We start from the raw sequence: 20,053 nt of genomic DNA, 5'->3' as shown, positions 1-20,053 counted from the left end.
CGGTGTCCGCTCAGCGGACGACCTTGAGGTTGAAGATGGCGGTGTCGAGCCCGCCGTAGAGCCGCAGCCAGAGGGGCATCAGCATCTCGACGCCCCGGGCGGTGGAGAGGTCACCGAGGTCGATCACGTCGGTGTGCCCGAAGCTGACGAGCAGGCCGGTGACGATCCGCTTCGCCTCCGCGTCGTCGCCGGAGACGAAGACGCTGTGGTCGCCGTCGGCGAGCTGACGCGGGCGCACCATCAGCTCGGCGGTGAGCGTGTTGAGGGACTTGACGACCCTGGCCTCCGGGAACTCCCGTTGGATCCGCTCGGCCAGGGATTCGGTGTCGTCCACGGTCAGGGTGGGTGGGAAGCCCGCGCCGAAGTCGAGCGGGTTGGCGATGTCGAGCAGGACCTTGCCGGCCAGGTTCGCCGCGCCGGCCGCGGAGAGCGCCGGCAGCGATCCGGTGCCGCTGGTGGCGTTGACGACCAGTTCGGCGTCGGCTGCCGCCGCGGCCATGGTCTCCAGGCCGACCCCGGGGTGCTCGGCGGACCAGGCGGCGAACGCCCCGGCCCGGGTGGCCGCGACGTCCCGGGTGCCGATGGTGACCTGATGGCCCAGCTCCGCCGTACGGGCCGCGATGGCCTGTCCCACCGAGCCGGTGCCGAGAACTGCGATGCGCATGTCGATCGATCCTCCACTGGGGCGCGGTGGCCTCGCGCCGCTTGCCGGCAGACTAACAGACAGGTCTGTCTATCCGCTGCCCTGTTTGAACGCCCGAACGAGGCCGGCGCGATGCCCGGGGCGGGGTAGGGACTCTGTTGCGGCGGCTTTGGAGCTGATGTCGTGAACGAGTCATCCGCTGATGCCGCAAACGATTCAGCTCCAAAGGCTCCTCCGACACCTACCTCGCCCGCTCCTCGACGAGCGTGCGGATGCGGTCGTAGACGGAGCTGTCTGTAAAATCGTGCCCGTCACCAGCAACGACGAGGGAGTGCCGATGTCCGCGCAGCGCACGCCGGCCGGGTCGGCCCGGGACCGGATCCTGGACACCGCGTTCCGGCTCTTCTACGCGCACGGGCCACGCGGGGTGGGGGTGGACACGGTCATCGCCGAGTCGGGCGTGGCCAAGGCGACGCTCTACAAGCACTTCCCGCGCAAGGACGACCTGGTGCTGGCGTACCTGGACCGGGTCGACCAGGCCTGGTTCGGCGCGCTACGGGCGGCCGCCCGCGATGCCGGCGACGAGCCGCGCGACCAGCTCGTCGGAATGTTCGACGCCCTCGTCAGCGCCTGTCGCCGGGACGGCTACCACGGCTGCGCGTTCATCAACACCGCCGCCGAGTCGCCCGCCGGCGGTCCGGTGCACGCCCGGACGGTCGAGCACAAGACCGTCGTCCGGGCGTGGGTGACCGAGCTGGCCCGCAAGGCCGGCGCGGCCGACCCGGAGATGCTCGCCCGGCAGCTCACCCTGCTGCTCGACGGTGGGCTCGCCAGCGGCGTACTGGACGGCGATCCGGCGATCGCCGAGGCGGCCCGTCAGAGCGCCCACACCCTCGTCGAGGCCGCCCTCGACTGACTCCGAGCGCTCAGAACAGTTTGCGTAGGGCGGCGGCGATTTCGGCAACTTCCGTCAGTCGACTCTCCGCCACGCCGATGACGAGGTCGTACGCCACGTCCTGATCGGTCTCGTCGAGCTGGTCGATGCTGACCGCGCGGTTCTGCAACAGGAAGGCGACAGTGACGATCCAGCTAATCCGTTTGTTGCCGTCCACGAACGGATGGTTGTTCGCTAGTGAGTGCAGCAGCGCCGCCGCTTTGGTCCACAGATCGGGGTAGGCGTCTTCGCCGAAGACGCTGGTTCTCGGCCGAGCCACCGCCGACTCCACGAGGCCGGCGTCTCTGATCCCCACCCCGAGCTTGCGGGCGATGCCGGCCACATCGGCGAGCGTGGGGTATCGGACCTCGGCCATCATTCGGCCAGGCGCGCGAGCAGCGTGGCGTGTCGTTCGATGATCTCGTCGGCGAGGTCGCCGAACTCTTTGGCGTTTCGTCGCGCCAGGTAGTCGTCGATGGCGGTGACCACGACGGCGTGCATGGATCGGTCCTCCTCGTCCGCGACGAGACGGAGTCGCCGTTCGCGTTCGTCATCCAGCCGGAGGGTCATTGCCATACGAATATGGTAGCAAGACCGCTACCAAGATCGACTAGAGTTCGTCGGCGGGGTGGGGGGCGACGAGGCCCTGCCGTACCCGGGCCGCGCACAGCTCGGCCAGCCGCTCGTACGCGGCGGCGCCGATCAGCGCGGTCAGCTCCGGGCCGTACGACAGGTACATCGGCTCGGTCCCGACGTGCGCGTCGGTCGACGAGGTGCACCACCAGTCGAGGTCGTGCCCACCGGCGCCCCAGCCCCGCCGGTCGAACTCGGACAGGGTGGACACCAGCACCTTGGTGTTGTCCGGACGCTTCACCCAGTCCTGGTCCCGCCGGATGGGGAGCTGCCAGCAGACGTCCGGCTTGTATTCGAGCGGGTGCACGCCGTCGCGCAGCGCCTGGGCGTGCAGCGCGCAGCCACCCCCACCGACGAAGTCGGCGTCGTTGAGGAAGACGCACGGCCCGTCGGCGCCCTGGGTGGCGGTGCGGCGAGCCGGGTTCTTGCCGTCGATGGTGTCCTCGTCGGTCCAGTTCTTGAACCCACGCTGGAAGTGCTGCCAGGTCGACGGGGTGAGCAGCTTGACGGCACGACGGACCCGCTTCTCGTCGTCCGAGTCGGTGAAGAACGCCCCGTGCGAGCAGCAGCCGTCGGCGGCCCGGCCGGCGATGATGCCGTGGCAGCCCTGGCCGAAGATGCAGGTCCAGCGGGAGAGCAGCCAGGTCAGGTCGGCCCGGATCAGGTGGGTCTCGTCCGCCGGGTCGGCGAACTCGATCCACTCCCGGGGAAAGTCCAGCGGCACCTCGCGGCTGCGCGGGTCACCCGGGTCGTCCACCAGCACGCGGAGCTCCATCGTCACCCGGACCAGCGTACGCGTGGTGCCGTCCGCGGGCCGACGAGCCGCACGAACGTGTTGCACCTAGTGTCTTCACCATGCGACTGGGTGTCCTCGACGTCGGTTCCAACACGGTGCACCTGCTGGTGGTCGACGCGCATCACGGCGCGCACCCCTGGCCGGCCCACTCGGAGAAGGTCGTCCTGCGTCTCGCCGAACAGATCGGCCCCGACGGAGCGTTGACCGAGGTGGGTGCGGACAGCCTGGTCAAGGCGGTCGGCATGGCCCGCGCGGCGGCCACCGGACTGGAGGCCGACGACCTCATCGCGTTCGCCACCTCCGCGGTCCGCGACGCCACCAACGCCGCCGACGTGCTCGCCCGGGTCCGTGACGAGACCGGCGTACGCCTGGAAGTGCTCTCCGGCGCGGACGAGGCACGGATGACGTTCCTGGCGGTGCGGCGCTGGTTCGGCTGGTCGGCGGGGCGTCTGCTGGTGCTCGACATCGGCGGCGGCTCGCTGGAGATCGCCGCCGGGATCGACGAGGACCCGGATGTCGCGGTCTCGCTTCCGCTCGGCGCCGGGCGTCTCACCCGCGAGCAACTGCGGGTCGACCCGGCCAGCACCACGCCGCCGTCCGCCGAGGCCGTCGACAAGCTACGGGAGTACGTCGACAGCCGGCTGGACAAGGTCGTCGAGCAGATGACCGAGGTGGGCTGGGACCGGGTGGCGGCCACCTCGAAGACGTTCCGCACCCTGGCACGACTGGCCGGCGCGGCGCCGTCCGGCGCGGGACTGTGGGTGCACCGGAGGCTGACCCGTGCCGGTCTGCGGCAGATCATCGGCTTCATCCGGCACATGACGCCCGCCCAGTTGACGGAGTTGGAGGGGGTCGGCGCGGGCCGGGCCCACCAACTGTTGGCGGGCGCGGTCGTCGCGGAGGCGGTGATGCGTCGGCTCGACCTGGATGCGCTGGACATCTGTCCGTGGGCGCTGCGGGAGGGGGTCATCCTCCGTCGGCTGGATCAACTCGAACCGATGTGACCGGTCCCCGGCTGCCCACGGGTTTGCCGGTGCTCGTCCTGATGACCCCGTGACAGCCGGGCTACGCTGGCTGGTGTGACGTCCCGAGTACCCGTACTCCTGTCCAGCTCGTCGGTCTTCCCCGAGCCGACCGCCGCGGCGTTCCAACTGGCCGCGGCCCTCGGCTACGACGGCGTCGAGGTGATGGTCTGGACCGACGTGGTCAGCCAGGACGCGGGCGCGTTGCGCGGCCTGTCGACGCACTACGGCGTTCCGGTGCTCTCGGTGCACGCGCCCTGCCTGCTGGTCACCCAGCGGGTGTGGAGCCCGGACCCGTGGCAGCGGCTGCGCAAGGCCGCCGAGCTGGCCGAGACTCTCGGTGCGCCGACAGTGGTGGTGCACCCGCCGTTCACCTGGCAGCGCGACTACGCGCGCGGGTTCGCCGAAGGGCTGGCCGGAGTCGAGGAGCGCTTCTCCGGGCTCCGCTTCGGGGTGGAGAACATGTACCCGGTGCGCATGGCGGGCCGGCAGTTCGTCCCGTACGTCCCGGGGTGGGATCCCACCGACACCGGCTACCCGTCGTACACCCTGGATCTCTCACACTGCGCGGCCTCGCACAGTGACCCCCTCGCGATGGCCGACCGGATGGGCGCGGGGCTTGCCCACGTGCACCTGGGCGACGGCACCGGCGGAGGCCGCGACGAGCACCTGGTGCCCGGGCGCGGCACCCAGCCCTGCGGCGAGCTGCTCTCCTCGCTGGCCGGCCGGGGCTTCACCGGGGCGGTGGCCGTCGAGGTGGCGACCCGGGGCGCGAAGAGCCGCGCGGTGCGCGAGGCGGACCTGCGGACCGCGCTCGAATTCGCCCGCGAGCACCTCACCGCGCCGTCACCGGTCGACGTCTGACCGGTGACCGCCGGGTCAGCTGACCGGCGTCAGCGACTCGGTCGTCGGGGTCGGCTGCGGGGCGACCGTCGCCTGCTCGCCGACGGCGGCACGCTTGCGGGCCCGGTGCGCCGCCACGTGCGAGCGGGTGGCGCAGCGCTCGGAGCAGAACCGCCGGCAGCAGTTGGACGACGTGTCCAGGTAGACGTTGCCGCACCGCTCGTCGGCGCAGACCCCGAAGCGGGCGCTGCCGTACTCGCAGAGCCAGACCGAGAGCCCCCAGACCGCGCCGGCCAGGTATTCGGCGCTGACCGAGGCGCCCCGGCTGGTCACGTGCATGTGCCAGTCGCTGGAGTCGTGCCCGGAGATGCGCGGCTGGACCGGGAACGCCTCCAACAGGGCGTTCAGCTCGGTCACCGCCTGGGCGTCGCGCCCCGAGGTGCCGTACTCGAAGACGTCGCGCAACCGCTTCTGAGCCCGCCGGAAAATCGCGACGTCCCGGTCGGCGACCTCGTCGCGCATCCAGGCGTTGTCGTCGGGGAAGAGGGCCCGCAGGTCGTCGAGGTCGTCCAGGCGGGCGTTGACCAGGTCAACGCCGGTCCGGGCGTACGCGTCGAAGTTCACACCCCAACGGTAGACGACTCACGGGGCGCGCGGCGCGTCGATGTAGTGCGGCAGGAACCGCGCGTAGCCGTCGGTGATCAGACTCGCGCTCTCCCGGACCCCCAGTCCGGCCGACTCGCCGTCCACGATCCAGCTACCCAACACCGTCCGGTTGCCGTCGAACTGCGGCAGCGCCCGGAACTCCTGGTAGCACCAGCCCTCGTCGCCGTAGATCCCCGGATTGGTGATCTCCTCGCCGGGGGTGACGATGCGTACCGAGCCGCCCTCGCGGCCGAGCAGGGGCTTGGCCACGTACTCGGGCATGCCGCGCGGTGAGTCGAGGTACGCCGGCAGCAGGTACTCGTGACCGGGGTACAGCTCCCAGAGGATCGCGAGCAGCGCCTTGTTGGACAGCAGCAGCTTCCAGGCCGGCTCGATCCAGGTGGTCGGGGTGCCCGGGGCCAGCGCGGGCGGCCCGTACGGCTCGGCGAGCATCCACTCCCACGGGTAGAGCTTGAAGCAGGTGGTCACCGGGTGGTCGGCGGCGTCGACGAAGCGCCGGCCGTCCCAGCCGATCTCCTGGATGGGTTGCAGCTTGACGTCGAGGCCGGCCTGCCGGGCGGTCTCGGCGAGGTAGCCGGCGGTCATGTGGTCCTCGCCCGACTCCTCCTCGTTCGACCAGAGCACGTGCACCCGGGGGTCGTGCAGCCCGGCGCCGATCTTGGCCCAGGCGCCGACCAGCCGCTCGTGCAGGCTGTTCCACTGGTCCAGGTCGGGGCGGGTCTGCTCCAGCCAGTACCACTGGATGATGCTCGCCTCGACCAGCGCCGTCGGGGTGTCCGCGTTGTACTCCAGCATCTTCGGCGGCCAGGTGCCGTCGTACGCCAGGTCGAAGCGCCCGTAGAGGGTGGGCGGCGTCTCGCGCAGGGACCGGGCCACCGCGTCGGTGGCCCATTCCGGGATGCCGAACTCGGCGTACCGGCCCTGGGCCACCACGTGCTCGGCGGCGGCCACGCACATCCGGTGCAACTCCTCGGTGGCCTCCTCCAGCCGCAGCACCTCGTCGAGGTCGAAGGCGTACGCGGCGGTCTCGTCCCAGTACGACATGATCCCGCCGTCGGGCAGTTCGGTGTCGACGTAGACCAGCCCCTGCACCCGGATGGTGGCGTCCCAGTCGGCCCGGGGGGTGACGGACTCCCGGCGCACGTCAGCCGCCGCAGGAGGCGAGGTGGGTGCCGAACCCGCCGCGCTCGGGCAGGGCGGCGCTCGTCGGCTCGCCCGCTGCCCGCCCCGCGGTGGGGGCGGACACCCGCATGGCCAGCGCGACCGTGTCACCGCCACCGACCGGTCCGAGGGCGCAGTCGTCATCGTCGTCGTCGGAGGTCATGTTGCAGCCGGAGAGGGCGAGCGCGAGAGCGGTGAGCGCGCCGAGTTGCACGGAGGCCGACCGGAGCCGGCGGCGGGGGCTTTGGTCCACGGCATCGTTGTAGCCGATCGACGCCAGCGCCGCAGCCCCAGCCGCCGCCGGGCGGGGGTCCTGGCAGGGGCGATACGCTCGGCTCATGCTCCGTTCCGTCATCCTCGCCGCCTCCCGGTCATCCCAGGTCGAGCGGCTCGTCGCGACAGCCCCGTACACCCGGGACGTCGTCCGCCGGTTCGTCGCCGGCGCCGCCACCGACGACGCGTTGCGCGCGACCCGCGGGCTCGTCGACGACGGTCTGGCCGTCACCCTCGACCACCTAGGCGAGGACACCGTCACCCCCGAGCAGGCCACGGCCACCCGGGACGAGTACCTGAAGCTGCTGTCGATGCTCTCCGGGGCCGGGCTCACCCCGGCCGCCGAGGTGAGTGTGAAGCTCTCCGCGCTCGGCCAGATGTTCGACGAGCAGTTGGCGTACGACAACGCGCGTGCGATCTGCGCGGCCGCCGACTCCGCGGGCACCACGGTCACGCTGGACATGGAGGACCACACCACCACCGACTCGACGCTGGAGGTGCTGGCGAAGCTGCGCAAGGACTTCCCGTCGACGGGGGCGGTGCTCCAGGCGTACCTGCGGCGGACCGAGTCCGACTGCCGGGAGCTGTCCTCGGCCGGGTCGCGGGTGCGCCTGTGCAAGGGCGCCTACAAGGAGCCGGAGTCGGTGGCCTACCAGTCGGCCCGCGAGGTGGACAAGTCCTACGTCCGCTGCATGAACATCCTGATGTCCGGTGACGGTTACCCGATGCTGGCGACGCACGACCCGCGGATGATCTCGATCGGTGAGGACCGGGCCCGCTGGTTCGACCGGGGGCCGGAGCGCTTCGAGTTCCAGATGCTCTACGGCATCCGTCCCGAGGAGCAGGCCCGGCTGGCCGGCGAGGGCTACACGGTGCGCACCTACGTCCCGTACGGCGACGAGTGGTACGGCTACCTGATGCGTCGGCTCGCCGAGCGCCCGGCGAACATGGTCTTCTTCGGCCGCGCCCTGATCTCCAAGAAGTGACGATCGCTTGACGCGCCCGGCTAGCGGAGTTAGCTTTCGGGCTATGACAGCTAGCCGGGTGTGTGTCGGTGCCTAGGGCCGGGCTCAACCAGCAGGCCGTGGTACGCGAGGCCGCCCGCCTCGCCGACGAGGTCGGATACGAACAACTCACCCTCGCCGCGCTCGCCAGCCGACTCGGTGTGGCCCTGCCCAGCCTCTACAAGCACATCCGCGGGGCCGACGCGCTGGGTCAGAAGCTCTCCGCGCTCGCCACCGCCGAGCTGGCCACCGAGCTGACCACTGCCGCCGCCGGGCGGGCCGGCGGCGACGCCCTGCGCGCGATGGCCGACGCCTACCGGGCGTACGCCCGCCGGCACCCCGGGCGCTACCCGACCACCCAGCGGGTGCCCGACCCGTCCGACCCGGAGCACGTCGAGGCGGGCGAACGCGCGGTGGGCGCCATCTTCGCAGTGCTGCGCGGCTACGGGCTGACCGGCGACGACGCGGTGGACGCCACCCGCGCCCTGCGCAGCGCCCTGCACGGCTTCGTCGCCCTGGAGGCCGCCGGCGGCTTCGGTCTGCCGCGCGAGGTCGACCGCTCGTACCACCAGTTGGTCGCCGGGCTGGACACCGCGTTCCGCTCGTGGCCGGCTCGCGGGGCCTGACCCGGCCGATGGGGCCGATCGGGCCGGGTCGGCCTCGCCCGATTCGCCGATTGGTCGTACCCTTCGGCGGGTGACTGACGGGGTGCAGCAGCCAGCACCGCGGCCGCTCTGGCCGCTGTGGACCGTACTCGTCGTTGTCGTCCTGCTGCTCGGCTGCGGCCTTCCGGCGGCGCTGGTGGTCGGGGCCATCCGTGAGGCCGGCGGCCGAGCCACGCTCAGCCGGGCCGGCGCCACCGCCCCCGACGACCCGGCCACCGCCGTCGCGCGAGGGCTGTCCGACCGGATGACCGCGCAGCTCCGACGACAGTCCACGGCGCTGCTCGGCGGCGACCGCACCGCCTTCCTCGCCATCGCCGACCCGGGCGCGCACGCCGACCTGCGCCGTCGATTCGCCTCCCTGCGGGCCCTCAGGGTGACCGTCTGGCGGGCCGAGCCGAGCGGTCTGCCCACGCCGGTCGTCGGCCGGGCGGGGGAGTGGCGGCTGCTGGTCCGCTTCCAGTACTGCTTCGTCGCGGCGGACTGCCGACCGAGCCCGGTGCTGATCGGCACCCGCTGGCGGGAGAACGGCGACCAGCCCCGACTGGTCGCCGTCGAGGAGTCCAGGTCCGCGGAGACCGGCACCCGGCCGTGGGAGATCAGCGAACTGGTCGTGGCGGTCGGCGCGCGGACCGTCGTCGCCACCACACCGGCGCTGCGCGGCAAACTGCCCGCTCTGCTGACCCAGGCCGAGGCGGCGGCCAAGGTCGCCGACACGTACGTCGTGGCGGGCTCACCCCCGGACCGCTACCGGATCTTCTACGCCGGCCGTGCCGAGTGGCAGCGCTGGTACGGCGGCGGACGGCCACAGTGGACGGGCGGCTACGCGGTGACGGTCGGCGGCGGCCACCACGAGGTGGTGCTCAACGCCGAGGGGTTGCCCGCCAGCGGCGCCGACGAACTGCTCCGGCACGAGCTGACCCACGCCGCCTCGCTGCCCGAACGCGGATATCCGGGCAAGACGACCTGGTGGCTCGTCGAAGGGCTGGCCGAGTTCTCGGGTTCCGGAGGTCGGCCGGTCGACCGGTACGAAGGGCTCGCGGAGGTGCGCAAACTGGTCCGCGGCGGCTGGGACGGTCGGTTGGAGGGGGTCACGCCCACCGACGACGCGCCCGCCGACCGGGTCGGCGGCAGCTACGGCGTCGGCTACCTCGCCGTCCGCCACCTCGTCGACCGGTTCGGGCCGGAGCGGCTGCTGACGTTCTTCAAGGCCGTGGTGCACGACCGCGCGACCCTCGCCGCCGCCGCCGACGAGGCGTTCGGCGAGGACTGGTCGGCGTTGCACGACGAGTGCGTGGCGTACGTCCGCGCCACCGCCGCGTGACGGTGACCCGTACCATCGATGGGTGCGCCGCCCCGACCTGCCGAGGCCCGCAAGCGCCACGCGGCCCCGCCTGCTCATCGCCCTGACCGCCGTCGCCGTCCTCACCGCCACCACCGCGGCCTCCTGCGGTGACGACCAACCGCCGGTCGCGCTCGCCTCGGCGGCCCGCAACCCGGTCAGCGAGGTGATCGACGCCCCGGCGACCGTGACGGCCCGCGCGGCCGCCAGCCTCACCTCGCCCGCCGACGGCACCCTGGCCAGCCTTCGGGTCCAGCCTGGACAGCGGGTGAAGCGGGGCCAGGTGCTCGCCGTGGTCGCGTCCCCGTCGGCCCAGGCCCGCCTGCGTCAGGCGAAGGAGGCGCTGGACGCGGCCAAGCGCGCCGGCCGGGGTGTCTCCACCGGCAACCTGACCAGCAGTCGGCGGGGCACCGACAAGGCCGCCGACGAGGCGTTCGACGCCGCCCGCAAGGCCGCCGAGAAGATCGCCGACCAGCAGTTGCGGGATGCGCTGCTGGCCCAGGTGACGTCCGCCCAGCGGCAGTACGCCGCCGCCGCGCGCAGCGCCGACGCCGCCGTCCGCGCGGTGCAACGGGGGATCAGCGGGTTGAACTCCGCCGTCGGCTCGCTGTCCGCGGCGCAACGGCTCCAGGCCCAGCAGGCGTACGACCTGGCGAAGGCGACCGTCGACGCGCTGACCCTGCGCGCCCCGATCGCCGGGGTGGTGCAGCCGGGTGGCACCCGGGCCGGCGGCGGCACGAACGGCGGCCTGGCCGGGCTCCTGGAACAGGCCGGCGGTGCCGGTCTCGCCCCGTCCGCGCTCAGTCCCGCCCAGGCCGGTCCCCCGGCCGGGGTCGACGACGCCGTCGTGGTCGGCGGTCAGGTCACCGCCGGCACGCCGGTGCTGACCATCGTGGACACCGGGCAACTCGGGCTGCTCGCCGACGTGGACGAGACCGACGTGCTGCTGGTCAAGCCCGGCGTGACGGCCTCCGTCGAGTTGGACGCCGTGACCGGTGCCAGCTACGACGCCACGGTGCGCTCGGTCGACGTGCTCCCCACCAGCTCGGCGCAGGGCGGTGTCACCTACCGCGTACGCCTCGCGCTGGGCGCGGGGAAGCTGGCCGAGGACGAGCCCGCCCCCACCCCCCGCCCCGGCATGAACGCGATCGTGCACCTGCGCGTACGCGAGGCGGCCGACGCGGTGACCGTTCCCGCCTCGGCCGTCTTCACCGCCGACGGCCGGGACGCCGTGTGGGTGGTCCGCGACGGTAGGGCGGACCGCGCGCCGGTGACCGTGGGCGTCCAGGGGTCCGACCTGGTGCAGATCCTCAACGGCGTCCAGGCCGGTGACCGGATCGTGGTACGGGGCACCGACCAGGTGCGCGACGGCCAGGAGGTGCGGTGAGCGACACCCCGCCGGCCATCGAGGCGGTGGACGTGTCGCGCACGTACCAGCTCGACGGGGTGTCGGTCGAGGCGCTGCGCGGGGTGTCGTTGACCGTGCAGGCGGGGGACTACGTGGCGCTGGTCGGGCCGTCCGGCTCCGGCAAGTCCACGTTGATGCACCTGCTGGGCGGTCTGGACCGGCCGACCGGTGGTCGGCTGGTGCTGGGCGGGCGGGACGTCAACGCCCTCTCCCCACCGGAGATGGCCACCCTGCGCAACGAGACGATCGGCTTCGTCTTCCAGGCGTTCCACCTGCTGCCGCGTACGTCGGCCGTGGAGAACGTGGCGTTGCCGCTGGTCTATCGGGGGGTGTCGGCCCGGCAGCGCCGGGAGCGCGCGGCGGCGATGCTCGGCCGGGTCGGTCTCGGGCACCGGCTCGACCACCGGCCCAACCAGATGTCCGGTGGCGAGCAGCAGCGGGTCGCCATCGCCCGCGCGCTGGTCACCGAGCCGACGGTGCTGCTGGCCGACGAGCCGACCGGCAACCTGGACAGTGTGACCGGCGCGGCGGTCCTGGAACTGTTGGAGCGGCTGAACGCGGAGTCCGGGGTGGCGTTGGTGATGGTCACCCACGACCAGGAGGTCGCGGCGCGGGCCGCGCGCCGGATCGCCATGCGCGACGGTGTGGTGGTGGCGGACAGCGCCAGCGGAGCCCATGATCGACCGCCGTCCGTCGATCACGGTCGACCTGAGACACTGGTGCCCGCTCCCAGCGCGGAGCCCCGGTCCGTGTCCGGACGCGGCCCGGGGCACCCGTCCGGTGGCTCCGGTGGCGCCGCCGGAGCCACCGGACGCCTTCCGCGCGACCCCGCGGAGGCCGACGCGCGGGTGTCCGGCCGGCGGCGCGTCGAGGCCGACGTGCGCGAGCCCGGGGACGGTACGACGTGAGGGTCGCCGAGGCGTGGCGGGTCGCGCTCGACGCGTTGCGGGCCAACCGACTGCGCAGTGCGCTCACCATGCTCGGCGTGATCATCGGTGTCGCGTCGGTGGTGTTGCTGGTCGCCATCGGCACCGGCACGAAACAGAAGGTGGAGCAGCAGGTCGAAGGGCTCGGCTCCAACCTGCTGCTGGTGGTCCCCGGCAAGATCGAGGTGGGCAACGCGCCGGTGGTTTCGCCGTTGACGCTCAAGGACGCGGACGCGGTCTCCCGCGTCGTCGGCGATCCCCAGCGGGTCGCGGTCACCGTCGCCTCGGGGGCGACCGCGCGGGCCGGCGCGCGCTCCGACTTCACCACCGTCCAGGGTGTGCTGGAGACCACGCCAACGGTGTTCACCCGGTCGCTGGCCCGGGGCCGCTACCTCACCGGCACGGACGTCGACACCAGCCGGCGGGTCGCGGTGCTCGGCGACTCGGTGGCCCGCGCGTTGTTTCCCGACCGCGATCCGCTGGGCCAGCAGGTGACGCTCGCCGGCGTACGGTTCCGGGTCATCGGCGTGTTCGCGCCCCTCGGGCAGAGCCTCGGCGTCGACCGGGACGACGAGGTGCACGTGCCGGTGACCGCCGCGCAGCGCCTCTGGGGCACCCAGCGGGTGGACGGCATCGCCGTCAAGGCGCCCGACCGGGAACGGATCGACGAGCTGGGCGAACGCATCGTCGCCGAGCTGAACCGCCGACACCCGGACACCGAGTTCAGCGCGGTCACGCAGCAGCAGATCCTCGGTGTGCTCGGCGACATCCTCGGCGTACTCACCGGTGTGCTCGCCGCCATCGCCGGCATCTCGCTGCTCGTCGGCGGCGTCGGCGTCTCCAACATCATGCTGGTGAGCGTCCGCGAGCGGACCCGCGAGATCGGGTTGCGCAAGGCGGTCGGCGCGCGGCCACGCGACATCGGCGTGCAGTTCCTGCTGGAGGCGGTGCTGCTCACCACCATCGGCGGGCTGACCGGGATGGCGTTGGGCGTCGGAACCGCTCTGCTGGTGGACGCGTTGTCACCGATCCCCGCGGCGATCACGTGGTGGTCGTTGGCGCTGGCCTTCGGTGTGTCGGCGGCGGTGGGGATCGTCTTCGGCGTGGTCCCCGCGCAGCGCGCCGGCCGGCTCGACCCGGTGGTGGCCCTGCGCGCCGAGTGAGCAGCCCGTGGTCGCCCTGCGCGCCGAGTGAGCAACCGGACGACGGACCCAGCCGGGCAGATAACGGCGGGCCGGATCGGGTGAACCGGCCACCGAAACATGATCAGTTGTACGAAGGGATCGCGCCGGTCACAGCCGCCCCGCTACCGTACTGGTAACACGCGCGTCGCCGCCCGGCCCGGAGCATCCGTCGGGTTGGCACGCGCCGGGCATGGGATGGGTCGGTGAGCCATGGCCGGGTCGCAGTCCGACGGACGGCTGTCGGAGGTCAAGTTCCTGACCGTCGCGGAGGTGGCGACGGTCATGCGGGTGTCGAAGATGACGGTCTATCGCCTCGTGCACAGCGGTGAGCTCACCGCGGTCCGGGTGGGCCGGTCGTTCCGGGTGCCCGAGCACGCGGTGCACGAATACCTGCGGGGCGCGTTTCAGGAAACCGCCTGAGCCACCGCACGGCCGATCGAGCGCCGGGTAGGCGTCATTGACGGGGGCGCGTTGGTCCTGCTGACGCTCTCCGGCTACCCTGGAGCGCGACCGAGACCCCGCCGGTGCGCCCCGCCGCCCAGACTGGTCCGGTCCGTTGTCCGCATGCGGTCTCCGTCGCCACCTGCGTGGTGTCATCCGGTCCGCCCCGCACGTTGTATCGAAAGGCTGTCGTATGGGCTCGGTGGTCAAGAAGCGCCGTAAGCGCATGGCTAAGAAGAAGCACCGCAAGCTGCTGCGCAAGACCCGCGTCCAGCGTCGCCGTCTCGGCAAGTGACCGTCGCCGGGCTCAGCCCGGCACCCGCGTCACTTGCCAAACTGTCGACCTCCGGAGGCTCAGGTGATCAGGCCGTGGTCGTCCCGGCTCGATCCCGCCTGTCGGGGTAGGTGCGTCAGATGACCCCCGGTAGCACCCCAGGTGCTCCGGGGGTCGTCGTCGTGACCGGCGTCGGTCGGTACCTGGGTGCCCACGTGGCGGCCCGACTGGCCGCCGATCCGCGTATCGAGCGGGTCATCGGCGTCGACGCGCCGGAGCCGGCGGCCGAGTTCACCGACCTGCTGGACCGGGTCGAGCGGATCCGCGTCGACCCGGGCTCGCTCGGTGGGCTCCTCGCCGACCTGGACGTCGACGCGGTGGTCCACCTCGCGTTGGTCAGCTCCCCCGACCCGCAGCACGGTGGCCGGTCGGCCATGAAGGACCAGAACGTGATCGGCACCATGCAGCTCCTCGCCGCCTGCCAGCGGGCGCCCCGCCTGCGCAAGCTCGTGGTCCGCTCGTCGACCGCCGCGTACGGGGTGTCGTTCCGCGACCCGGCGGTGTTCACCGAGGAGACCGAGCCGCGCGAGGTGCCGCGCGGCGGGTTCGGCCGCGACATCCTCGACGTCGAGGGGTACGTCCGAGGTTTCCGCCGCCGTCGGGCCGACGTGACCGCGACGGTGCTGCGCTTCGCCCCGTTCATCGGCTCGACCGCCGACACGACCCTGACGCGCTACTTCGCGCAGCCGTTCGTGCCGACCGTCTTCGGCCGCGATCCCCGGTTGCAGTTCCTGCACTTCGACGACGCGTTGGAGGTGCTGCACCGGTCGATCGTGGAAGACCATCCGGGCACCTACAACGTCGCCGGTCCGGGTGTGCTGTCGCTGTCCCAGGCGATCCGGCGGGCCGGCCGGGTGGCCGTGCCGGTGTTCGAGCCCGGTCTCTCCGGCGCCGCGGCGCTGGCCCGCAGCATGGGGTTCGGCCGATACGGCCTCGACCAGGTCGATCTCTTCGTGCACGGCCGGGTCGTCGACACCACGCGCCTCGAGCAGGAGTACGGCTTCACGCCGCGTTCCACGGCCGAGGCGTTCGAGGACTTCATCCGCGCCCACCACGGTAGGGCGGTGCTCAGCCGGAGCCAATTGGCCGCCGCCGAACAGGTGGTCCTGGACGGGATCCGGCAGGTCCGTGCCGCGGTGCGGGAGCGGACGTCATGACCGGGCAGGGGCAGGAGCCGCAGGGGATCGGGCGGTTCGACGTACCGCCGGTTCCGCCCGTGCCGGACGCGGAGCCGGCGCGGCGCAACGGCCACCGCCCGACGGCCCGGCTCGCGCCCGCCGCGACACCCGGCGACGAGGTCGACACCCCGACCGACGATCCGGCGGGTAAGACCGCCGACGCGGTCGACGCCACGGCCACCGACGAGCCGGCGAGCGTGCCGGCGTCCGGCGGCGCGAGCGTGCCGGCCGCGGGCGGTGGTACCGCCCCGGAGGTGGCGGATCGGCCGGGGGACCAGTGGGACCGCCGGGTCGCCAACGGCCTGGCGTTCCTGCGTCGGCGGTTGGCCGGGGACTACGAGGTCGACGAGTTCGGCTTCGATCCGGAGCTGACCGACGCGGTCTTCCATCCGTTGCTGCGGCTGCTCTATCGGGAATGGTTCCGTACCGAGGTCAGCGGGGTGGAGCACGTACCCGTCGAAGGGCCCGCCCTGGTGGTCGGCAACCACTCGGGCACCGTGGCGCTGGACGCGTTGATCCTGTCGGCGGCCCTGCACGACAGGCACCCGGCCCACCGCTACCTGCGCCTGCTCGGCGCCGACCTGGTGTTCCGGATGCCGGTGGTGTCGGAGATCGCCCGCAAGACCGGCGGCACGGTGGCCTGCAATCCGGACGCCGAGCGGCTGCTCGGCGGTGGCGACCTGGTCGGCGTGTTCCCGGAGGGGTTCAAGGGCATCGGCAAGCTCTACGCCGACCGGTACAAGCTGCAACGGTTCGGCCGGGGCGGCTTCGTCTCGGCGGCGCTGCGTACCGGCACCCCGATCGTCCCGGTCGCCATCGTCGGGGGCGAGGAGATCTATCCGATGCTCGCCGACATCAAGCCCCTCGCGCGACTGCTCAAGCTGCCGTATTTTCCGGTGACGCCGACCTTCCCGTGGCTCGGGCCGCTGGGGATGGTGCCGCTGCCCAGCAAGTGGCTGATCGAGTTCTGCCCGCCGATCCCCACCGCGCACCTCACCGACTCGGCGGACGATCCGCTGGTCGTCTTCAACCTCGCCGACCAGGTGCGGGAGACCATCCAGCAGACCCTGCACACACTGCTGGAACGGCGACCCGATCCGTTCGGCCCGTGACCCTCAGCCGGGCCGGCGGCGACGCTGGAGGGCCAGGCCGGCGGTGACCGCGCCGGCCACGAGCCCGGCCGCCGCCGTCGACGGTACGGCGATCTTGACGGCTCGGCGGCCGGTTCGGAAGTCGCGTACCTCCCAACCGCGCTGGCGGGCCTGCCGCAGCAGTGTGCCGTCCGGGTTCACCGCCACCGCCCGGCCCACCGCGGAGAGCAGCGGCAGGTCGTTGGACGAGTCGCTGTACGCCGCGCAGCGGGTCAGGTCCAGCCCTTCCACGGTGGCGAGCTGGGCGACCGCCTCGGCCTTCGCCGGCCCGTGCATGAGGTCACCCACCAACCGACCGGTGTACGCCCCGTCCCGCACCTCGGCCACTGTGCCGATCGCACCCGTCAGGCCGAGGCGGGCGGCGATCACCCGGCCGATCTCCACCGGGGCGGCGCTGACCAGCCACACGCGCTGGCCGGCGTCCAGGTGGCGTTGGGCGAGCTGGCGGGTACCGGCCCAGATCCTCGGGGCCATCAGCTCGTCGAAGATCTCCTCCGAGAGGCGTTCCACGTCGTCGACCCGCCACCCCTCGACGAAGGCCAGCGCGGCATCCTTCGCCTGGGACATGTCGCCCACGTGTTCCCGCGCGAGCAGCCGGAACCGGAGCTGCTGCCAGGCGAAGCGGGCCAGGTCGGCCGTCGTGAAGTAGTTCCGGGCGGCGAGTCCCCGGGCGAACCAGTAGATCGACGCGCCCTGCATCATCGTGTTGTCGACGTCGAAGAAGGCGGCGGCGGTCGGGTCCGGTGCCGGCGGGGTGACCGACGCGAGGTCGGTCTCCGCCCAACCGGCGGTGTGTCCCCGGACGTCGGTGCTGACCGTCACCTTGCGGCTGCGCGCCACGCGACGTGCCCTCCTTCCGCAGCTACGACGATGCCTCCAGCGAGGGTATCCGGAGCAGACGGTCGACCGGCCGGGCACAGGAAACTGTGCCACGACCGGTCGGTCGTGCGGTCTCGCTTGGTGGTCAGCGCGTGGCGGCTTCGCCCGGCGGGCCGGCGTGTGCCGGTTTCGCCCTGCGGGTCAGCGCGCGCCGGGGCAGGTGGTCGGGGTGGGGCCGAGCGTGTCGCTGCCGGTCGGGGCCGGCAGGCCACACGCGATGGCGGCGCGTACCGCGTCCGACCGCTCCCGGATGCTGTCCAGCAGGGCCAGCGACCGCCGGGTCCGTTCCCGGTCGGCCCGACCGGCGCCGTCGAGCAGGTTGCTCACCGCCCGTCGCTGGCTGGCGACGAACGTGTTGACGGCGTCGAGACTGGCCGGCTCGGCGCGCTGCACGGCGGCGGCGGTGAGCAGGCGGATGCCCTGCCGGGTGTCGGCGTCCATGTCGTCGAGGACGGCGCTGTAGCCGATGCGGTCGCCGCGCAGTTCGGCCGCCTCGCCGAGCCGGGTCCGGGCGAAGTCCAGGAAGAGCTGGCCACGGCTGATGTCCGAGCTGGCCAGGGCGAGCTGCGCCCGCTCGGTGGATCGCTTCATCCCGTAGAGCGCGTCGCCGGGAACGGCGTTCTCGCTCGCGGCGGAGATGCCGGAGACGGCGATGGCGCCGGCGGCGATGCCGACCAGGATGGCGCCCCGGGCCCGGGCCCGCCGGGCGGTGACCGCCGGCAGCAACGAGCCACGGCTCGTGGTCGCGGCCGGCTCGGCGGTCGCCGGGGTCGTGCCGATGCCCTCGCGCTCGGCGGTGGCGAGCAGCATCGCTCGCAGGCCGGTGCGGAAGTCGGGATCCACCTCGACAGCGGGGGGATCGACGCTGATCCGCTGGCCCACCGCGACGAGCGGCGCCAACTGGCCGTCCACCCGGGACCGCACGTGGTGCCGCCGGCCGCCGTTGGCCTCGTCGAGAAGTTGCGCGAAGCGCTCGGCACGCCGGCGGGAGAAGAGGTCGTTGTCCACCGCAGGCACCTCCTCTCGCTGGTCACGGCCGGTCGGCCGCCGTGGTCTACGGCGACCGGGCGGCGTTTGTGACACCACGGAGGTGAGGCGCCGTCCGGCCTGCCGGGCGGACCTCGGTGCCCCGGTCCTGCCGGGACATCCACCGGTCGCACCCGGAGAAACGCGGCGGACCGGGCACGGGTTACGGGCCGGGCGGGGCGGAAATCACAGAAAGTGATCGGCGTCACCGAGTGAGAACCGCCCTGAGCTGCGCAGACAGTGATCGACGCTCGTCGGTGCGGCTAGTGAATCACGGTTGGAAACCGTCGGGCAGCAGCCGTGCCAGCGCACGGACGGCCCGGTACTGCAAGGCCTTGATGGCACCCTCGTTCTTGCCCATGGCACGGGCCGTCTCAGCCACCGAGAAGCCCTGCAGGAACCGGAGCACGATGCACTCCTGCTGCTCCGGGTTGAGCTGCTTCACGGCGGTGAGCAGGGCGACGTTGGTGATGTGTTCGACCACCGCCGCCTCTGGGCTGCCCTCGGGGCCGCGATCCTCGCGGTCGGCGTCGAGCACGTCGCCGGTGGTGACCTCCAGCCGGTACCGGCCGGACTTGAAGTGGTCCGCGACCAGGTTGCGGGCGATGGTCACCAGCCAGGCGCCGAGATCGCGGCCCTGCCACGTGAAGCTGCCGATCCGCTTGAGGGCGCGCAGGAAGGTGTCGGACGTCAGGTCCTCGGCGAGCTGACGGTTACCGACCCGGAAGTAGACGAACCGGAAGACGGTGTCCACGTACCTGTCGTAGATGAGACCGAACGCCTCGGACTCGCCGGCCTGCGCCCGCTCGACAAGCGTCCAGACCTCGGTGGCCGGGTCGGACGGGTCCGGGCGGCTCGGGAAGCCGGTCGGCGTGGTCGGCGTGGCGGCCGGAACCGCCGGGATCACCGCCGTCTCGCCCGCCGCCGGGTCGGTGGCCGCGGCCGGGGCGTCGCCGGCGCGGCGGCCCTGCGACGGCATGGTCGGTCGGGTCGGCGCGGCGACCCGACCGCCGGTGGGCATCGCGTTGCCACCGGGGACCGCCGGTCTCGGTGGAGGCTCGTTGGTGTGCGGACGGTTCCGGGTCCGCTGCGCGGGGCCCTCGCCGCGCAGCGCGGCGTGCGGATCGCCCAGCGGCGCGCGGGTTGCCGGGCGTTCGTTGACCTGCGAGCGGGGCGTCTGGCCGGTCAGGCCGGCGGGGCGTTCCGCGTATCCGAAGGTGGTCATCGCGCCGCCCCCGTCCCAGTGGTCGCCGGGCGGGCCGGTTTGCGGGTCGTCGGTGCGGACCGGCCGGGCAGCCGGTCGGGCAGGACTGTTCCGGGGTGTGCCGACGGGCGGCAGTTCCCCTTGAGGTGCTGGTCCAATGCGCTCACAGGCACGGGGGCCTCCTCGGGCTGAGGGGTGTCGACTCACGGCAAATGGGGTGAGCCGACCCGAGTGATAATAGGGCCAACGTCACCCGCGCGTGGCAAGTCCGTTACACAGGGCGGAAGTATTTCCCGCTGTGTCACACCGGTGCCGGACCGGTTGTCCGTCGTGTGCGTTTGAC

The 20,053-nt window shown here is 72.6% G+C and carries 23 protein-coding genes; 13 read left to right on the top strand and 10 right to left on the bottom strand.

Annotated features, from left to right (window positions below; translation table 11 throughout):
- Window positions 1–10 precede the first annotated feature (10 nt).
- Window positions 11–664 carry an NADPH-dependent F420 reductase gene (locus ACQPZK_RS28745; RefSeq protein ID WP_433535890.1) on the bottom strand — a complete coding sequence of 218 codons (654 nt, stop codon included), beginning with the start codon at window positions 662–664 and terminating at the stop codon, window positions 11–13.
- A gap of 316 nt (window positions 665–980) precedes the next feature.
- Here ACQPZK_RS28745 and ACQPZK_RS28740 point away from each other — a divergent pair, with 316 nt between their 5' ends.
- Window positions 981–1,559 (top strand): TetR/AcrR family transcriptional regulator, encoded by a 579-nt coding sequence (locus ACQPZK_RS28740; RefSeq protein ID WP_433535889.1) that lies wholly within the window; start codon window positions 981–983, stop codon window positions 1,557–1,559.
- A 10-nt stretch (window positions 1,560–1,569) separates the two neighbouring features.
- Here ACQPZK_RS28740 and ACQPZK_RS28735 read toward each other — a convergent pair whose 3' ends face one another.
- The 3 genes from ACQPZK_RS28735 to ACQPZK_RS28725 are packed head-to-tail and all read right to left on the bottom strand — an operon-like array spanning window position 1,570 to window position 2,985.
- Window positions 1,570–1,956: a type II toxin-antitoxin system death-on-curing family toxin gene (locus ACQPZK_RS28735; RefSeq protein ID WP_433535888.1), complete on the bottom strand. Its 387-nt coding sequence runs from the start codon at window positions 1,954–1,956 to the stop codon at window positions 1,570–1,572.
- Window positions 1,953–2,153, bottom strand: coding sequence for a hypothetical protein (locus ACQPZK_RS28730; RefSeq protein WP_355050827.1), 201 nt, complete (start codon window positions 2,151–2,153; stop codon window positions 1,953–1,955). The genes ACQPZK_RS28735 and ACQPZK_RS28730 overlap by 4 nt, the downstream gene beginning before the upstream one ends.
- Window positions 2,154–2,187: 34 nt before the next feature.
- Complete coding sequence (locus tag ACQPZK_RS28725; protein ID WP_355051020.1) at window positions 2,188–2,985, bottom strand: hypothetical protein; 798 nt, start codon at window positions 2,983–2,985, stop codon at window positions 2,188–2,190.
- Window positions 2,986–3,065: 80 nt separating this feature from the next.
- On the opposite strand from ACQPZK_RS28725, the gene ACQPZK_RS28720 reads away from it, so the two are divergent.
- Together ACQPZK_RS28720 and ACQPZK_RS28715 are read left to right on the top strand one after the other, a co-directional pair.
- Window positions 3,066–4,010 carry a Ppx/GppA phosphatase family protein gene (locus ACQPZK_RS28720; RefSeq protein ID WP_433535887.1) on the top strand — a complete coding sequence of 315 codons (945 nt, stop codon included), beginning with the start codon at window positions 3,066–3,068 and terminating at the stop codon, window positions 4,008–4,010.
- A 75-nt stretch (window positions 4,011–4,085) separates the two neighbouring features.
- Window positions 4,086–4,892, top strand: coding sequence for a sugar phosphate isomerase/epimerase family protein (locus ACQPZK_RS28715; RefSeq protein ID WP_433535886.1), 807 nt, complete (start codon window positions 4,086–4,088; stop codon window positions 4,890–4,892).
- 15 nt (window positions 4,893–4,907) lie between these two features.
- Here the strand turns inward: ACQPZK_RS28715 and ACQPZK_RS28710 are convergent, their stop codons facing one another.
- Genes ACQPZK_RS28710 through ACQPZK_RS28700 form a run of 3 tightly spaced genes read right to left on the bottom strand, consistent with a single transcriptional unit; the run spans window position 4,908 to window position 7,038 of the window.
- Complete coding sequence (locus tag ACQPZK_RS28710; protein WP_433535885.1) at window positions 4,908–5,495, bottom strand: CGNR zinc finger domain-containing protein; 588 nt, start codon at window positions 5,493–5,495, stop codon at window positions 4,908–4,910.
- Between the two features lie 18 nt (window positions 5,496–5,513).
- Window positions 5,514–6,680, bottom strand: coding sequence for a glutathionylspermidine synthase family protein (locus tag ACQPZK_RS28705; RefSeq protein WP_433535884.1), 1,167 nt, complete (start codon window positions 6,678–6,680; stop codon window positions 5,514–5,516).
- 1 nt (window position 6,681) lies between these two features.
- Window positions 6,682–7,038 carry a hypothetical protein gene (locus ACQPZK_RS28700; RefSeq protein WP_433535883.1) on the bottom strand — a complete coding sequence of 119 codons (357 nt, stop codon included), beginning with the start codon at window positions 7,036–7,038 and terminating at the stop codon, window positions 6,682–6,684.
- On the opposite strand from ACQPZK_RS28700, the gene ACQPZK_RS28695 reads away from it, so the two are divergent.
- From ACQPZK_RS28695 to ACQPZK_RS28650, 10 genes are all read left to right on the top strand, one after another.
- The gene (locus ACQPZK_RS28695; protein WP_433535882.1) at window positions 7,037–7,957 is read left to right on the top strand and encodes a proline dehydrogenase family protein; all 921 of its coding nucleotides are present in this window, start codon (window positions 7,037–7,039) and stop codon (window positions 7,955–7,957) included. The two genes, ACQPZK_RS28700 and ACQPZK_RS28695, sit on opposite strands and share 2 nt — an antisense overlap.
- Window positions 7,958–8,025: 68 nt before the next feature.
- Complete coding sequence (locus ACQPZK_RS28690) at window positions 8,026–8,601, top strand: TetR/AcrR family transcriptional regulator (protein ID WP_433535881.1); 576 nt, start codon at window positions 8,026–8,028, stop codon at window positions 8,599–8,601.
- Window positions 8,602–8,671: 70 nt separating this feature from the next.
- Window positions 8,672–9,961: a hypothetical protein gene (locus ACQPZK_RS28685; protein ID WP_433535880.1), complete on the top strand. Its 1,290-nt coding sequence runs from the start codon at window positions 8,672–8,674 to the stop codon at window positions 9,959–9,961.
- A gap of 22 nt (window positions 9,962–9,983) precedes the next feature.
- On the top strand, window positions 9,984–11,366 hold the full coding sequence (locus tag ACQPZK_RS28680; RefSeq protein ID WP_433535879.1) for an efflux RND transporter periplasmic adaptor subunit: 1,383 nt from the start codon (window positions 9,984–9,986) through the stop codon (window positions 11,364–11,366).
- A complete protein-coding gene (locus ACQPZK_RS28675) occupies window positions 11,363–12,295 on the top strand; it encodes an ABC transporter ATP-binding protein (protein WP_433535878.1) in 933 nt (310 codons plus the stop codon). Before ACQPZK_RS28680 ends, ACQPZK_RS28675 begins: the two co-directional genes overlap by 4 nt.
- Window positions 12,292–13,476, top strand: a complete 1,185-nt coding sequence (locus ACQPZK_RS28670) for an ABC transporter permease (RefSeq protein ID WP_433535877.1) — start codon at window positions 12,292–12,294, stop codon at window positions 13,474–13,476. The genes ACQPZK_RS28675 and ACQPZK_RS28670 overlap by 4 nt, the downstream gene beginning before the upstream one ends.
- 231 nt (window positions 13,477–13,707) lie before the next feature.
- Complete coding sequence (locus ACQPZK_RS28665) at window positions 13,708–13,917, top strand: helix-turn-helix domain-containing protein (RefSeq protein WP_007465625.1); 210 nt, start codon at window positions 13,708–13,710, stop codon at window positions 13,915–13,917.
- Between the two features lie 214 nt (window positions 13,918–14,131).
- Entirely contained in the window at window positions 14,132–14,233 is a 102-nt protein-coding gene (locus tag ACQPZK_RS28660; protein WP_007465623.1) for a 30S ribosomal protein bS22, read from the top strand.
- Window positions 14,234–14,352: 119 nt separating this feature from the next.
- Window positions 14,353–15,429, top strand: a complete 1,077-nt coding sequence (locus tag ACQPZK_RS28655) for an NAD-dependent epimerase/dehydratase family protein (RefSeq protein ID WP_433535876.1) — start codon at window positions 14,353–14,355, stop codon at window positions 15,427–15,429.
- Window positions 15,430–15,704: 275 nt separating this feature from the next.
- On the top strand, window positions 15,705–16,562 hold the full coding sequence (locus ACQPZK_RS28650; RefSeq protein WP_433539343.1) for a lysophospholipid acyltransferase family protein: 858 nt from the start codon (window positions 15,705–15,707) through the stop codon (window positions 16,560–16,562).
- A gap of 3 nt (window positions 16,563–16,565) precedes the next feature.
- On the opposite strand, the gene ACQPZK_RS28645 is transcribed toward ACQPZK_RS28650, so the two are convergent.
- The 3 genes from ACQPZK_RS28645 to ACQPZK_RS28635 all read right to left on the bottom strand — a co-directional run bounded on the left by ACQPZK_RS28645 (window position 16,566) and on the right by ACQPZK_RS28635 (window position 19,731).
- Window positions 16,566–17,441: an HAD family hydrolase gene (locus ACQPZK_RS28645; protein ID WP_433535875.1), complete on the bottom strand. Its 876-nt coding sequence runs from the start codon at window positions 17,439–17,441 to the stop codon at window positions 16,566–16,568.
- A gap of 180 nt (window positions 17,442–17,621) precedes the next feature.
- Window positions 17,622–18,488, bottom strand: a complete 867-nt coding sequence (locus ACQPZK_RS28640) for a DUF5667 domain-containing protein (RefSeq protein WP_433535874.1) — start codon at window positions 18,486–18,488, stop codon at window positions 17,622–17,624.
- A 289-nt stretch (window positions 18,489–18,777) separates the two neighbouring features.
- Window positions 18,778–19,731, bottom strand: coding sequence for an ECF subfamily RNA polymerase sigma factor, BldN family (locus tag ACQPZK_RS28635; protein ID WP_433535873.1), 954 nt, complete (start codon window positions 19,729–19,731; stop codon window positions 18,778–18,780).
- Between the last annotated feature and the right edge of the window lie 322 nt (window positions 19,732–20,053).

The sequence above is a fragment of the Micromonospora sp. CA-249363 genome, assembly GCF_050950185.1.
Classification (GTDB): Bacteria; Actinomycetota; Actinomycetes; order Mycobacteriales; family Micromonosporaceae; genus Micromonospora.
The sequence above is the reverse complement of the archived record's forward strand: the minus strand, read 5'-3'. Positions and strand labels throughout refer to the sequence as shown.

What these genes read in the sequence shown, in the direction of transcription:
- ACQPZK_RS28665 (WP_007465625.1), top strand. Translation starts at nt 13,708, where the DNA reads ATGGCCGGGTCGCAGTCCGACGGACGGCTGTCGGAGGTCAAGTTCCTG.
- ACQPZK_RS28725 (WP_355051020.1), bottom strand. Translation starts at nt 2,985, where the DNA reads ATGGAGCTCCGCGTGCTGGTGGACGACCCGGGTGACCCGCGCAGCCGC.
- ACQPZK_RS28735 (WP_433535888.1), bottom strand. Translation starts at nt 1,956, where the DNA reads ATGATGGCCGAGGTCCGATACCCCACGCTCGCCGATGTGGCCGGCATC.
- ACQPZK_RS28655 (WP_433535876.1), top strand. Translation starts at nt 14,353, where the DNA reads ATGACCCCCGGTAGCACCCCAGGTGCTCCGGGGGTCGTCGTCGTGACC.
- ACQPZK_RS28720 (WP_433535887.1), top strand. Translation starts at nt 3,066, where the DNA reads ATGCGACTGGGTGTCCTCGACGTCGGTTCCAACACGGTGCACCTGCTG.
- ACQPZK_RS28740 (WP_433535889.1), top strand. Translation starts at nt 981, where the DNA reads ATGTCCGCGCAGCGCACGCCGGCCGGGTCGGCCCGGGACCGGATCCTG.
- ACQPZK_RS28745 (WP_433535890.1), bottom strand. Translation starts at nt 664, where the DNA reads ATGCGCATCGCAGTTCTCGGCACCGGCTCGGTGGGACAGGCCATCGCG.
- ACQPZK_RS28660 (WP_007465623.1), top strand. Translation starts at nt 14,132, where the DNA reads ATGGGCTCGGTGGTCAAGAAGCGCCGTAAGCGCATGGCTAAGAAGAAG.
- ACQPZK_RS28695 (WP_433535882.1), top strand. Translation starts at nt 7,037, where the DNA reads ATGCTCCGTTCCGTCATCCTCGCCGCCTCCCGGTCATCCCAGGTCGAG.
- ACQPZK_RS28635 (WP_433535873.1), bottom strand. Translation starts at nt 19,731, where the DNA reads ATGACCACCTTCGGATACGCGGAACGCCCCGCCGGCCTGACCGGCCAG.
- ACQPZK_RS28700 (WP_433535883.1), bottom strand. Translation starts at nt 7,038, where the DNA reads ATGAGCCGAGCGTATCGCCCCTGCCAGGACCCCCGCCCGGCGGCGGCT.
- ACQPZK_RS28730 (WP_355050827.1), bottom strand. Translation starts at nt 2,153, where the DNA reads ATGGCAATGACCCTCCGGCTGGATGACGAACGCGAACGGCGACTCCGT.